Consider the following 14521-nt stretch of genomic DNA (forward strand, 5'->3'; position numbering starts at 1 on the left):
TGTCAGTTGTTGTCGAAGCGGAAAACATCTTCACAGGCTTGTCTGAGCGCCGTGTCGGACGCAATTTTGCAGTCACGCGTCCAGCCCGTCATACCGTTACCGTCGCTCCAGATCGGTGTCATGAGCACTTCAAGTCCGTTAAGGCTTTCCTGCCCTGTTAACGATACGGCCCCCTTTGCCACGCTCATCGCTGAAACGTAACGTGTGGTTGTCGGGGAGGGGATGCCATTGGTGCCTGCGTCGCAGCTATCCACACCACCACGATCCAGGGCGCAAAGCTCAATGGCGGTGCGGTAGGGGATGAACGTTTGCAGCATATCGGTGAGCGCCGCTTTTCGCAGGTAGTTCTGATAGGCCGGAACGCCAATGGCGCTCAGGATGGCAATAATGCCAATGACCACCATTAGCTCAATCAGGGTAAATCCTTGTTGTCTGTTCATGTCTGCTCCTTACGTTAAGTGGCGCTACTGTGGCAGTGCCAGCATGCAGAAACGAGGGACAAAAGCGTGAACGTGAAGGGGCTTTCAGGGAAATGATCCAGTGTTGCAGAGAAGGACAGCGTAATTGCGAGCGGTTTCGTATTTCCCCTCTCCGGGCGGAGAGGGGAGGATAATTTATTTGAAGCGCATCGAGAGGTCGAGGGCGCGGACGTGCTTGGTCAGGGCGCCAACGGAGATGTAATCGACGCCGGTTTCAGCAAATTCGCGGATGGTGTCGAACGTCACGTTGCCGGACACCTCAAGCTGCGCCTGGCCGTTTGTGCGTTTGACCGCTTCACGCATCTGCTCCGTGTCGAAGTTATCGAGCATGATGATGTCAGCCCCCGCTTTAATGGCCTCGTCCAGCTCCTCCAGCGTTTCCACTTCCACTTCGACCGGCACATCCGGATGTAGCCAGAAGGCTTTTTCCACGGCCTGACGCACCGAGCCAGAGGCAATAATGTGGTTCTCTTTGATCAGGAAGGCATCGGATAGCCCCAGACGATGGTTGGCGCCGCCACCGCAGAGTACCGCGTATTTCAGCGCGGTGCGCAGGCCCGGCAGGGTTTTACGGGTATCCAGCAGCTGCGTGCGGGTGCCTGCCAGCAGGTCAACGTAGCGGCGTACTTCACTGGCAACGCCAGAGAGCGTTTGCACAAAATTGAGCGCGGTGCGTTCACCGGTCAGCAAGACGCGGGACGGGCCGTCCAGCTCGAACAGTGGCTGATTCGCCGTGACCGCATCACCGTCTTCAACGTGCCATGTTACCTGCACCTCGTCGCCTGCCAGCTGGGTAAAGACCTCTTCAACCCAGCGTTTGCCGCAGAAAACCCCCGCTTCGCGGGTGATGATCACCGCATGCGAGCGTGTCTCTTTTGGCAACAATTGGGCGGTAATATCGTTATCGGCGCTGACGTCGCCGCCGAGATCTTCTTTCAGGGCATGGGCAACGCTTGCCGGGATATCACTATTAATACGTTCCAGAAGCGCGTCACGTCGGTGGTCGGGGTTATAGCGGCGAGGCGGCATGATAAAACTCCAAATTGGTAACGAATCATAATATTGAAACATGCTACTCTGAACCGAGTAACAGCACCATAGATAAGGAGTTCCAGCATGTTGTTAGAAAACGGATGGCTGGTGGACGCGCGGCATGTACCGTCGCCGCACCACGACTGCCGCCCGGAGGATGAAAAGCCCACACTGCTGGTGGTTCACAATATTAGTTTCCCGCCGGGTGAGTTTGGCGGTCCGTGGATCGATGCGTTATTCACTGGAACGATAGATCCCGATGCCCACCCCTTCTTCGCTGAGATTGCGCATCTGCGCGTATCGGCGCACTGTCTGATCCGTCGTGATGGCGAAGTGGTTCAGTATGTTCCTTTTGATAAGCGTGCCTGGCATGCCGGCGTGTCGATGTATCAGGGGCGCGAGCGGTGCAATGATTTCTCCATTGGAATTGAACTGGAAGGAACGGACACCACGCCTTACACCGATGCGCAATATGAGAAACTGGTTGCTGTAACGCAAACGTTAATCGGGCGCTATCCCGCCATTGCAGACAATATTACAGGGCACAGCGACATCGCCCCCGAAAGAAAAACCGACCCCGGCCCGGCGTTTGACTGGTCCCGGTTTCACGCCATGCTTACCACGTCGTCAGATAAGGAGATAACATGACGTTGTTTACCATGCTGCTGGTTATGATCGCTGAACGCCTGTTTAAGCTCGGCGAGCACTGGCATCTGGATCATCGGCTGGAGGTGTTATTCCGCCGCATCAGGCATTTTTCCATGCTGCGCACGTTGCTGATGGCGGCAGGCGTGATGGCGATTACGTTCCTGTTGCTGCGCTCGCTTTACGGCCTCTTTTTCAACGTGCCGCTGCTGGTGGTGTGGATCCTGCTCGGCGTGCTGTGTATTGGCGCGGGCAAGGTGCGTTTGCACTATCACGCGTATCTGAAAGCCGCTTCCCGGGATGATGCCCACGCGCGCGGCGCGATGGCGAGCGAGCTGACGATGATCCACGGCGTACCGCCGGACTGCGATGAACGCGAGTTTCTGCGGGAGCTGCAAAACGCGCTGCTGTGGATCAACTTCCGTTACTACCTGGCGCCGCTGTTCTGGTTCGTGGTGGGCGGACCCTGGGGGCCGGTACTGCTGATGGGTTATGCGTTCCTGCGCGCCTGGCAGACCTGGCTTGCCCGCTATCTTACGCCGCATGAACGTCTACAGTCCGGCATTGATGCCATCCTGCACGTGCTCGACTGGCTTCCGGTGCGTCTGGTAGGCGTGGTCTATGCCCTCATCGGTCACGGTGAAAAGGCGCTGCCCGCGTGGTTTGTCTCCCTTGCAGACCGCCATACCTCGCAGTATCAGGTTTTAACCCGACTGGCACAGTTCTCGCTGGCGCGTGAGCCGCACACGGATAAAGTCGCAACGCCAAAGGCTGCCGTCTCGATGGCAAAGAAAACGTCGTTTGTGGTGGTGGTGATTGTGGCGCTGCTGACGATTTACGGCACGCTGGTTTAAGCCAGCGCGCCGAAGCCGTTACAGCGTATCTGCGGGCGGGATGCCGAAATCAGGCATCCCGTTTTCGTTCCAGCGGATGAGTTTCAGGCGAGTATGGCGATTGGGATCGTAAAGCGGATCGCCTTCAATTTCAGTGTAGTTTCGCGCGTGGTAGACCAGCACATCTTCGCCTTCCGGCGTCTGCGTAAAGCTGTTATGGCCTGGCCCATACTGACGGTTTTCGTAGCTGGTGACAAACACCGGGCGCGGGGATTTATGCCAGTTAGCCGGGTTTTGCGGATCGGCATTCAGGTCTGCCCACAGTAATCCCATGCAGTAGTTCTCGTCGGTGGCGCTGGCGGAATAGCTGATAAACAGCTTATCGCCATGGAACAGCACCGCCGGGCCTTCGTTGACCCAGAACCCACGGCACTCCCAGTCATATTCCGGTTTACTGAGCATCACCGGCTCGCCTTTCAGCGTCCACGGATTTTCCATTTCACACAGGTAAAGATTGGAGTTACCGGAAATATCCGGGGCTTTTTGCGCCCACAGATACCAGCGTTTACCCTGATGAACAAAGGTGGTTGCATCCAGCGCGAAGGTGTCAAACGGGGTTTTGATTTGCCCTTTTTCCACCCACGTACCGGTGAGCGGATCGCCGTCTGCGCATTCAATGGCAAACATGCGATGCTGGAACATCCCGAGCTGATCAAGCGCTTGGGTATGCGTGGCGGCAAAATAGATGTACCACCTGCCGTCGATATGATGCAGCTCCGGTGCCCAGATCAGCTGGCTCAACGGGCCGGTGTCGGGCTTGCGCCAGACAACCACCTCTTCGGCATCGCGTAAACCTTCCAGCGAGTCCGCGCAGCGGATCGCCAGCCGATCGTACTCCGGTACGGAGGCGATAAAGTAATATTGCCCATCGTGACGCAGGATATACGGGTCGGCGCGTTGTTCAATAAACGGGTTTGGCCAGGTTTGCATTCGGCTTTCCTTATTTAGTCTCAGCGGCTTTGAGTTCCTGATAATCGTTCAGCTCGCGATAGTTGGTGCGACGCTTTTCCAGATCGGACTGGATCTGCTTCATGGTCTCACGGTCCACTTTCAGCAGACGTACTACGCCCGCGGTAATTAAGTATCCAATGCCGGGAATGACGGTAAACAGCAGCACGATCCCGTTGATGGCGTCCGCGCTCTGCGCTTTTGCGCCCGCGTCGTAGCCGTACCAGGAGAGCAGGAAGCCGACCATTGCCCCGGCAATCGCCAGACCCAGCTTCAGGAAGAAGATGTTGCCGGAGAAGCTGATCCCGGTGATGCGTTTCCCGGTTTTCCACTCGCCGTAGTCATCCACGTCGGCCATCAGGGACCAGTGCAGCGGTGACGGGATCTGGTGCAGGATGTTCAGCAGGACGTAGAGCACGACAATAGTTGTCGTCGCTTTCGGGTCGAAGAAGTAAAAGGCGCAGGAGAAAATCGCCAGCACGATGTTGGTCCAGAAGAAGACCTTCAGCTTACACCAGCGGTCGGTCAGCACTTTCGCCAGCATACTGCCGAACATCATGCCGACCACGCCCAGGCTGATAAACAGCGTGGCGAAATGGGTGCTTTGCCCCATGACCCAGGTGACGTAATACATGGTGGCCGCCATGCGGATAAAGCCAGGGCAGACGTTGCACAGGGTTAACAGCAGGATCCGCACCCACTGGTCGTTCTTCCACACGTCTTTCAGGTCGTTTTTCAGTTCGTCATGGGTTTGCACCGCCGGACGCACGCGCTCGCGCACCGTGGCGAAGCAGAACAGGAACATGCAGGTACCAATCAGCGCCAGCACGGTCATCGCCATCTGGTAGCCTTTGGCTTTGTTATCCCCACCGAACCAGTCGGCCATCGGCAGGAGCGTTAGCGACAGCAGCAGAGTGGCGATACCAACCATAACAAAACGGTAGGACTGGCAGGCAACGCGCTCTTTCGGGTCGTTGGTGATCACTCCGCCCAGCGAGCAGTAGGGAATGTTGATAGCCGTATAGGTCAGCGACAGCAGGAAGTAGGTGACAAAGGCATAGATAACTTTGCTGTTATAGCTCCACTCCGGCGTGGTGAACATCAGAATGCTGAACAGCGCATAGGGGAAGGCAATCCACAGCAGCCATGGACGAAACCGGCCATATTTGCTGCGGGTACGGTCGGCAATCGCGCCCATAATTGGGTCCGTGATGGCATCAATGACGCGTACGGACAGGAGTAAAACGCCAACCAGTGCAGGAGCCAGACCAAAAATATCCGTATAAAAGTAGTTAACAAATAACATGATGGCGCCAAAGATAATGTTGCATCCGGCGTCACCCATGCCATAGCCGATCTTTTCTTTTACTGACAGTTTGTTGTTATTCATCGACAGCTCTCCGGGTTTCGGTATGGAGAGAATTATTCGCTGGCAAACGAATATATGCGTTGCAATATAAAGGCGGTGATATGGAGGATTTTGCTGTAGGCGCGAATTTGTGAGGAAGGTAACAAGACGCTGTACCCGCAACCGCGAGTACAGCGAGAAAACACTTAGTGCGCTTTCACCGTTTTGGCATTTTTCTGTTTCACCATATAACCCACGCCGAGGATCGCAATCCAGACCGGGATCAGGTAGACGGAAATCGCCATGCCTGGGGTGATGAGCATGATGACCAGCACAGCTGCCATGAACAGCAGGCAAACCCAGTTCCCCAGCGGATAGAGCAGGGCAGGGAAGCGCGTGGTTACGCCCTGCTGGTGCTTGGCGCGGCGGAACTTGATGTGCGCGAGGCTAATCATCGCCCAGTTAATCACCAGCGCGGAAACCACCAGCGCCATCAGCAGACCGAAGGCAGATTCCGGTGCCAGGTAGTTAATCAGAACGCACAGCGCCGTCACGACCGCCGACACGATGATGGTATTAACCGGTACGCCACGCTTATCAACGGTAAGCAGCGCTTTCGGTGCGTTGCCCTGTTGCGCCAGGCCGAACAGCATACGGCTGTTGCAGTAAACGCAGCTGTTATAAACGGAGAGCGCGGCGGTCAGCACCACGACGTTGAGCGCGTTCGCCACGAAGGTGTCGCCCAGCTCGTGGAAGATGAGCACAAACGGGCTGGTATCCGCCGTCACGCGCGTCCATGGCAGCAGGGAGAGCAGGACCGCCAGGGAGCCCACATAGAAGATCAGAATACGGTAGATAACCTGGTTAGTGGCTTTCGGGATGCTCTGCTCCGGGTTGTCGGCTTCCGCGGCGGTGATGCCCACCAGCTCCAGACCGCCGAAGGAGAACATGATAATTGCCATCATCATCACCAGACCGGTCATGCCGTGCGGCAGGAACCCGCCTTGCTCCCAAAGGTTGCGCACGGTGGCCTGCTGACCGCCGTTGCCGCTGAACAGCAGCCAGCCGCCGAAGATGATCATCGCTACAACGGCAATCACTTTGATGATGGCAAACCAGAACTCCATCTCACCAAACACTTTTACGTTGGTCAGGTTAATGGCATTGATAATGACGAAGAAGGCCGCCGCAGACGCCCAGGTGGGGATCTCCGGGTACCAGAACTGAATGTATTTCCCAACGGCGGTCAGCTCGGCCATGGCAACCAGAACGTACAGAACCCAGTAGTTCCACCCCGAGGCGAAACCTGCGAAGCTGCCCCAGTATTTATAGGCGAAGTGGCTGAATGAGCCTGCGACCGGCTCCTCAACAACCATTTCACCTAACTGGCGCATAATCAGAAATGCAATAAAACCCGCAATCGCGTACCCCAGAATAATGCCCGGACCGGCCGACTGGATAACCGATGCACTGCCCAGAAACAGGCCAGTACCAATAGCACCGCCCAGGGCGATGAGCTGAATATGGCGGTTTTTAAGGCCGCGCTTTAGCTGATCGCCATGCTGTTGAGCTTCCATTTGAAACCTCGTGTGTGGTTGTTATGTTCACGCTGTGCGTGTGTAATTATGAAAGTCCATATTCTGTATTTATTTCTTTACGGTTAACGATACCGAAAAAAGCGGAGATGGCTTCCGTTAGCGCAAGAATAGTGGTAAGCGCCAGCGAATGCACCTGCTTTATGAAGGGATGAAGACGACTTGAATAAAAAGAAACCAATTGTAAATCGGTACGTTAACCCCTCATACCCCAACCTATAGAATAGAAATGCGTCAGAAGAGGGCGAATTTTCATTTTTTGCCTTGTTGAATCGCTTCAGATTGCAAAAGCCCTCGTTTCATTATGGTTAAAACTGCCTCTTTGGTAGTAACCATTTCATTTGTGCAAAGTTACATTCCTGAAACGTTAGTTCTGTAAGGTTGTTAAAATGTGCCGGGTTTACTGATTTCAATCAAAACCAATATGGACAGAAGGTGAATACTTTGTTACTTTAGCGATACGAACATGAAATTGGTAAGACCAATTGACTCCGGGCAAAAAGGCGTAAGACAGGGAATATGGCCTACAGCAAAATTCGCCAACCAAAACTTTCTGATGTGATTGAGCAGCAGCTGGAGTTTTTGATTCTCGAAGGGACACTGCGCCCGGGCGAGAAGCTCCCGCCAGAACGCGAGCTGGCAAAACAGTTCGACGTTTCACGCCCCTCTCTGCGTGAGGCGATTCAACGTCTCGAAGCAAAGGGCCTGTTGCTCCGTCGCCAGGGTGGCGGAACCTTTGTGCAAAACAGCCTGTGGCAGAGCTTCAGCGACCCGCTGGTAGAACTTCTCTCTGACCACCCAGAATCCCAGTTTGATCTGCTTGAGACCCGTCACGCGCTGGAAGGTATCGCGGCTTATTACGCCGCCCTTCGCAGCACTGATGAAGACCGCGTACGTATTCGCGAGCTGCATCAGGCCATTGAACGGGCACAGCAGTCCGGCGATTTAGACGCCGAGTCCAATGCCGTCGTCCAGTATCAAATTGCCGTCACCGAAGCGGCGCACAACGTGGTGCTCCTCCATCTGCTACGCTGCATGGAGCCGATGCTGGCCCAGAACGTTCGTCAGAATTTTGAATTGTTGTATGCCCGTCGGGAGATGCTCCCGCTGGTAAGCAACCATCGCACCCGAGTATTCGAGGCGATAATGGCCGGGGAACCGGAGCAGGCGCGCGAAGCGTCGCACCGCCATCTGGCTTTCATTGAGGAAATCTTGCTGGACCGCAGCCGTGAACAATCGCGTCGCGAACGTTCATTACGCCGCATACAGCAACGAAAGGATTAAGCGCCAGGTACTTTTAGAGCGCGGCAACTAAACGCAGAACCTGTCTTATTGTGTTTTCTGGCGAAAATACAATGGGACAGGTTCCAGACAAATCAACGTATTAGATAGATAAGGAATACCCCCATGTCAGAACGTCTCCAAAATGACGTGGATCCGATCGAAACTCGCGACTGGCTACAGGCGATCGAATCGGTCATCCGTGAAGAAGGTGTTGAGCGCGCTCAGTATCTGATTGATCAGCTGCTTTCAGAAGCACGCAAAGGCGGCGTGAAAGTGGCTTCAGGTGCAGGGGCTAGCAACTACGTAAACACGATTGCCGTCGAAGACGAACCGGAATACCCGGGCAATCTGGATCTGGAACGCCGTATCCGTTCTGCTATCCGCTGGAACGCCATCATGACCGTTCTGCGCGCATCCAAGAAAGACCTGGAACTGGGTGGCCACATGGCGTCCTTCCAGTCTTCTGCGACCATTTACGAAGTGTGCTTCAACCACTTCTTCCGTGCAGCTAACGAGAAAGATGGCGGCGATCTGGTGTACTTCCAGGGCCACATCTCTCCGGGCATCTATGCACGTGCCTTCCTGGAAGGTCGTCTGACTGAAGAGCAGATGAACAACTTCCGTCAGGAAGTTCACGGTAAGGGTCTGTCTTCTTACCCGCACCCTAAACTGATGCCTGAGTTCTGGCAGTTCCCGACCGTATCTATGGGTCTGGGTCCAATCGGTGCGATCTATCAGGCTAAATTCCTGAAGTACCTGGAACACCGTGGTCTGAAAGACACCTCTGAGCAGACCGTTTACGCCTTCCTGGGCGACGGTGAAATGGATGAGCCAGAATCTAAAGGCGCGATCACCATCGCGACCCGTGAGAAGCTGGACAACCTGTGCTTCATCATCAACTGTAACCTGCAACGTCTGGATGGTCCGGTAACCGGTAACGGCAAGATCATCAACGAACTGGAAGGCATCTTCGCAGGTGCTGGCTGGAACGTGATCAAAGTGATGTGGGGCGGTCGTTGGGATGAGCTGCTGCGTAAAGACACCAGCGGTAAACTGATCCAGCTGATGAACGAAACCGTTGACGGCGACTACCAGACCTTCAAATCCAAAGACGGTGCCTACGTTCGTGAGCACTTCTTCGGCAAATATCCTGAAACCGCAGCCCTGGTTGCAGACTGGACTGACGAGCAGATCTGGGCGCTGAACCGCGGTGGTCACGATCCGAAGAAAGTTTACGCTGCACTGAAAAAAGCGCGTGAAACCAAAGGTAAAGCGACTGTGATCCTGGCCCACACCATCAAAGGTTACGGCATGGGTGATACCGCAGAAGGTAAAAACATCGCTCACCAGGTTAAGAAAATGAACATGGACGGCGTGCGTTATATCCGCGACCGTTTCAACGTTCCAGTGACCGATGAGCAGGTAGAAAAACTGTCTTACATCACCTTCCCGGAAGGTTCTGAAGAGCACAAGTACCTGCACGAACGTCGTCAGGCGCTGAAAGGCTACCTGCCTGCTCGTCAGCCTAACTTCACCGAGAAGCTGGAACTGCCAGCGCTGGAAGATTTCTCTCAGCTGCTGGAAGAGCAGAACAAAGAGATCTCTACCACTATCGCTTTCGTTCGTGCCCTGAACGTGATGCTGAAGAACAAGTCGATCAAAGATCGTCTGGTTCCAATCATCGCCGACGAAGCGCGTACTTTCGGTATGGAAGGTCTGTTCCGTCAGATCGGTATCTACAGCCCGAACGGTCAGCAGTACACCCCGCAGGACCGTGAGCAGGTTGCATACTACAAAGAAGACGAGAAAGGTCAGATCCTTCAGGAAGGTATCAACGAACTGGGTGCAGGCGCATCCTGGCTGGCTGCTGCGACTTCTTACAGCACCAACAACCTGCCGATGATCCCGTTCTACATCTACTACTCCATGTTCGGGTTCCAGCGTATCGGTGACCTGTGCTGGCAGGCAGGCGACCAGCAGGCTCGCGGCTTCCTGATCGGTGGTACTTCTGGTCGTACGACCCTGAACGGTGAAGGTCTACAGCACGAAGATGGTCACAGCCACATTCAGTCTCTGACTATCCCTAACTGTATCTCTTACGACCCGTCTTACGCGTACGAAGTGGCAGTCATCATGCATGACGGCTTGCAGCGCATGTACGGTGAAGCGCAAGAGAATATTTACTACTACATCACCACCCTGAACGAAAACTACCACATGCCGGCAATGCCAGCAGGTGCCGAGGAAGGTATCCGTAAAGGTATCTACAAACTCGAAACCATCGAAGGTAGCAAAGGTAAAGTTCAGCTGCTGGGCTCCGGTTCTATCCTGCGTCACGTTCGTGAAGCAGCGCAGATCCTGGCGAAAGACTACGGTGTGGGTTCCGATGTGTACTCTGTTACCTCCTTCACTGAACTGGCGCGTGATGGCCAGGATTGTGAGCGCTGGAACATGCTGCACCCAATGGAAACCCCACGCGTTCCGTACATCGCTCAGGTGATGAACGACGCGCCAGCGGTGGCGTCTACTGACTATATGAAACTGTTCGCTGAGCAGGTTCGTACTTACGTTCCAGCTGATGATTATCGCGTACTGGGTACTGACGGCTTCGGTCGTTCTGACAGCCGCGAAAACCTGCGTCACCACTTCGAAGTTGATGCTTCCTACGTGGTAGTAGCAGCACTGGGCGAACTGGCTAAACGTGGCGAAATCGATAAGAAAGTGGTTGCAGACGCAATCACCAAATTCAACATCGATGCAGATAAAGTTAACCCGCGTCTGGCGTAAGAGGTAAAAGAATAATGGCTATCGAAATCAATGTACCGGACATCGGGGCTGATGAAGTTGAAATCACCGAGATCCTGGTCAAAGTGGGCGACAAAGTTGAAGCTGAACAGTCGCTGATCACCGTAGAAGGCGACAAAGCTTCTATGGAAGTCCCGTCTCCTCAGGCTGGCATTGTTAAAGAGATCAAAGTCTCTGTTGGCGATAAAACCGAGACCGGTAAACTGATCATGATTTTCGATTCCGCCGACGGTGCAGCAGCTGCTGCACCTGCGCAGGAAGAGAAGAAAGAAGCAGCACCTGCTGCTGCTCCAGCAGCGGCCGCGGCAGCGAAAGAAGTGAACGTGCCTGACATCGGCGGTGACGAAGTTGAAGTCACTGAAATCCTGGTGAAAGTGGGCGATACCGTTGCGGCCGAGCAGTCACTGATCACCGTAGAAGGCGACAAAGCCTCTATGGAAGTGCCGGCACCGTTCGCGGGTACCGTTAAAGAGATCAAGATCAACACCGGTGACAAAGTGTCTACCGGGTCGCTTATCATGATCTTCGAAGTGGCGGGCGCTGAAGGCGCTGCGGCTCCAGCGAAAGCGGAAGCTGCTCCGGCTCCGGCTGCTGCACCAGCGGCTGCTGGCGGCGTGAAAGACGTTAACGTACCGGACATCGGCGGTGACGAAGTTGAAGTGACCGAAGTGATGGTAAAAGTGGGCGACAAAGTTGCTGCTGAACAGTCACTGATCACCGTTGAAGGCGACAAAGCTTCTATGGAAGTGCCTGCGCCGTTCGCCGGTACCGTTAAAGAGATCAAAATCAACACCGGCGACAAAGTATCTACCGGCTCTCTGATCATGGTCTTCGAAGTGGAAGGCGCAGCACCTGCCGCCGCTCCAGCTGCCGCGGCTGCTCCGGCACCGGCTGCTGCACCGGCTCAGGCTGCTAAACCGGCTGCTGCCCCTGCTGCTAAAGCAGAAAAATCTGAGTTCGCTGAAAACGACGCTTACGTCCACGCGACTCCGCTGATTCGTCGCCTGGCGCGCGAATTCGGTGTGAACCTGGCGAAAGTGAAGGGCACTGGTCGTAAAGGCCGTATCCTGCGCGAAGACGTTCAGGCTTACGTGAAAGATGCGGTGAAACGCGCCGAAGCTGCACCTGCTGCTGCCGGTGGCGGTATCCCGGGCATGCTGCCATGGCCGAAAGTGGACTTCAGCAAGTTCGGTGAAATCGAAGAAGTGGAACTGGGCCGTATCCAGAAAATCTCGGGTGCGAACCTGAGCCGTAACTGGGTAATGATCCCGCACGTTACCCACTTCGATAAGACCGATATCACCGATCTGGAAGCGTTCCGTAAACAGCAGAACGCCGAAGCTGAGAAGCGTAAGCTGGACGTGAAGTTCACTCCAGTGGTCTTCATCATGAAAGCGGTTGCCGCTGCCCTTGAGCAGATGCCTCGCTTCAACAGCTCCCTGTCCGAAGACGGCCAGAAGCTGACGCTGAAGAAATACATCAACATCGGTGTTGCGGTTGATACGCCAAATGGTCTGGTTGTTCCGGTCTTCAAAGACGTGAACAAGAAGAGCGTCACTGAGCTGTCCCGTGAACTGACCACCATCTCCAAAAAAGCGCGTGATGGTAAGCTGACTGCCGGCGAAATGCAGGGCGGCTGCTTCACTATCTCCAGCATCGGCGGCCTGGGTACCACCCACTTCGCGCCGATTGTGAACGCGCCGGAAGTGGCTATCCTCGGTGTGTCCAAGTCCGCGATGGAGCCGGTATGGAATGGCAAAGAGTTCGTGCCGCGTCTGATGATGCCAATCTCTCTGTCCTTCGACCACCGCGTGATCGACGGGGCTGATGGTGCGCGTTTCATCACCATCATCAACAACATGCTGAGCGACATTCGCCGCCTGGTGATGTAATCGAAAAGCCGGCCAGTCGGCCGGCTTTTTTCTGATAATCTCATGGGGTTTTTGAGGTTATTGGTGAAAGCGATAATTCGTGAGCCGTTTGTTGTTTCAAAATTGTTAACAATTTTGTAAAATACGGGCGGATAGAACGACCCGGTGGACGACGGGTATACATTAAGAGGTCATGATGAGCACAGAAATCAAAACTCAGGTCGTAGTACTTGGGGCAGGCCCGGCAGGTTACTCCGCAGCATTTCGCGCCGCGGATTTAGGTCTGGAAACCGTCATCGTAGAACGTTACAGCACCCTCGGCGGTGTTTGTCTGAACGTCGGCTGTATCCCTTCTAAAGCGCTGCTGCACGTAGCGAAAGTTATCGAAGAAGCCAAAGCGCTGGCTGAACACGGTATCGTCTTCGGCGAGCCGAAAACCGACATCGACAAAATTCGTACCTGGAAAGAGAAAGTTATCACTCAGCTGACCGGCGGTCTGGCGGGAATGGCCAAAGGCCGTAAGGTGAAAGTGGTAAACGGTCTGGGTAAATTCACCGGTGCGAACACCCTGGAAGTGGAAGGCGAAAACGGCAAGACCGTGATTAACTTCGACAACGCGATCATCGCGGCAGGCTCTCGCCCAATCGAACTGCCATTCATTCCGCATGAAGATCCACGCGTGTGGGATTCCACCGATGCGCTGGAGCTGAAAACCGTTCCTAAGCGCCTGCTGGTTATGGGCGGCGGTATCATCGGTCTGGAAATGGGTACCGTGTACCATGCGCTGGGTTCAGAGATCGACGTGGTTGAAATGTTCGACCAGGTTATCCCGGCTGCCGACAAAGACATCGTTAAAGTCTTCACCAAACGCATCAGCAAGAAATTCAACCTGATGCTGGAAACCAAAGTGACTGCCGTTGAAGCGAAAGAAGACGGTATTTACGTTTCCATGGAAGGCAAAAAAGCCCCTTCCGAACCACAGCGTTACGACGCCGTGCTGGTGGCTATCGGTCGTGTGCCGAACGGTAAAAACCTCGACGCGGGCAAAGCTGGCGTGGAAGTGGACGACCGTGGCTTCATCCGCGTTGACAAACAGCTGCGCACCAACGTGCCGCACATCTTTGCTATCGGCGATATCGTCGGTCAGCCAATGCTGGCGCACAAAGGTGTTCACGAGGGTCACGTTGCCGCTGAAGTTATCGCCGGCATGAAGCACTACTTCGATCCGAAAGTGATCCCATCTATCGCGTACACCGAGCCAGAAGTTGCATGGGTCGGTCTGACTGAGAAAGAAGCGAAAGAGAAAGGCATCAGCTACGAAACCGCCACCTTCCCGTGGGCTGCTTCTGGCCGTGCTATCGCATCCGACTGCGCAGACGGTATGACCAAACTGATCTTCGACAAAGAGACTCACCGCGTGATCGGTGGTGCGATTGTCGGTACCAACGGCGGCGAGCTGCTGGGTGAAATCGGTCTGGCTATCGAAATGGGCTGTGACGCGGAAGACATCGCGCTGACCATCCACGCTCACCCGACTCTGCACGAGTCCGTGGGCCTGGCGGCAGAAGTGTTTGAAGGTAGCATCACCGACCTGCCAAACGCGAAAGCGAAGAAGAAATAA

At 54.8% G+C, this 14521-nt stretch carries 11 protein-coding genes; 6 read left to right on the top strand and 5 right to left on the bottom strand.

Annotated features, from left to right (window positions below; translation table 11 throughout):
• Nucleotides 1–2: 2 nt before the first annotated feature.
• Together ppdD and nadC are read right to left on the bottom strand one after the other, a co-directional pair.
• Nucleotides 3–440, bottom strand: coding sequence for a prepilin peptidase-dependent pilin (ppdD, locus tag ACOTX5_RS12180; RefSeq protein WP_015572680.1), 438 nt, complete (start codon nt 438–440; stop codon nt 3–5).
• A 174-nt stretch (nt 441–614) separates the two neighbouring features.
• Nucleotides 615–1508: a carboxylating nicotinate-nucleotide diphosphorylase gene (gene nadC / locus ACOTX5_RS12185; RefSeq protein WP_015572681.1), complete on the bottom strand. Its 894-nt coding sequence runs from the start codon at nt 1506–1508 to the stop codon at nt 615–617.
• Between the two features lie 87 nt (nt 1509–1595).
• Here nadC and ampD point away from each other — a divergent pair, with 87 nt between their 5' ends.
• Nucleotides 1596–2159: a 1,6-anhydro-N-acetylmuramyl-L-alanine amidase AmpD gene (gene ampD, locus ACOTX5_RS12190; protein WP_063153263.1), complete on the top strand. Its 564-nt coding sequence runs from the start codon at nt 1596–1598 to the stop codon at nt 2157–2159.
• Nucleotides 2156–3010 (top strand): beta-lactamase regulator AmpE, encoded by an 855-nt coding sequence (gene ampE / locus ACOTX5_RS12195; RefSeq protein WP_003856320.1) that lies wholly within the window; start codon nt 2156–2158, stop codon nt 3008–3010. Before ampD ends, ampE begins: the two co-directional genes overlap by 4 nt.
• A gap of 18 nt (nt 3011–3028) precedes the next feature.
• Here the strand turns inward: ampE and ACOTX5_RS12200 are convergent, their stop codons facing one another.
• From ACOTX5_RS12200 to aroP, 3 genes are all read right to left on the bottom strand, one after another.
• On the bottom strand, nt 3029–3979 hold the full coding sequence (locus ACOTX5_RS12200) for a family 43 glycosylhydrolase (RefSeq protein WP_045911016.1): 951 nt from the start codon (nt 3977–3979) through the stop codon (nt 3029–3031).
• A 10-nt stretch (nt 3980–3989) separates the two neighbouring features.
• Nucleotides 3990–5387 (bottom strand): glycoside-pentoside-hexuronide (GPH):cation symporter, encoded by a 1398-nt coding sequence (locus ACOTX5_RS12205; protein ID WP_023303083.1) that lies wholly within the window; start codon nt 5385–5387, stop codon nt 3990–3992.
• Nucleotides 5388–5551: 164 nt separating this feature from the next.
• Nucleotides 5552–6922 (bottom strand): aromatic amino acid transporter AroP, encoded by a 1371-nt coding sequence (gene aroP / locus ACOTX5_RS12210; RefSeq protein WP_045911017.1) that lies wholly within the window; start codon nt 6920–6922, stop codon nt 5552–5554.
• 537 nt (nt 6923–7459) lie between these two features.
• Between aroP and pdhR the strand changes: the two genes are divergently transcribed.
• The 4 genes from pdhR (at nt 7460) to lpdA (ending at nt 14521) form a co-directional block, all read left to right on the top strand.
• Complete coding sequence (gene pdhR, locus ACOTX5_RS12215; RefSeq protein WP_015572686.1) at nt 7460–8224, top strand: pyruvate dehydrogenase complex transcriptional repressor PdhR; 765 nt, start codon at nt 7460–7462, stop codon at nt 8222–8224.
• 123 nt (nt 8225–8347) lie between these two features.
• The gene (aceE, locus tag ACOTX5_RS12220) at nt 8348–11011 is read left to right on the top strand and encodes a pyruvate dehydrogenase (acetyl-transferring), homodimeric type (protein WP_003856315.1); all 2664 of its coding nucleotides are present in this window, start codon (nt 8348–8350) and stop codon (nt 11009–11011) included.
• 14 nt (nt 11012–11025) lie between these two features.
• Entirely contained in the window at nt 11026–12921 is a 1896-nt protein-coding gene (aceF, locus tag ACOTX5_RS12225; protein ID WP_017694504.1) for a pyruvate dehydrogenase complex dihydrolipoyllysine-residue acetyltransferase, read from the top strand.
• Between the two features lie 175 nt (nt 12922–13096).
• Nucleotides 13097–14521: a dihydrolipoyl dehydrogenase gene (gene lpdA, locus ACOTX5_RS12230; protein WP_003856313.1), complete on the top strand. Its 1425-nt coding sequence runs from the start codon at nt 13097–13099 to the stop codon at nt 14519–14521.

This window comes from Enterobacter cloacae complex sp. IR5441, assembly GCF_049238215.1.
Taxonomy (GTDB): domain Bacteria; phylum Pseudomonadota; class Gammaproteobacteria; order Enterobacterales; family Enterobacteriaceae; genus Enterobacter; species Enterobacter hormaechei_C.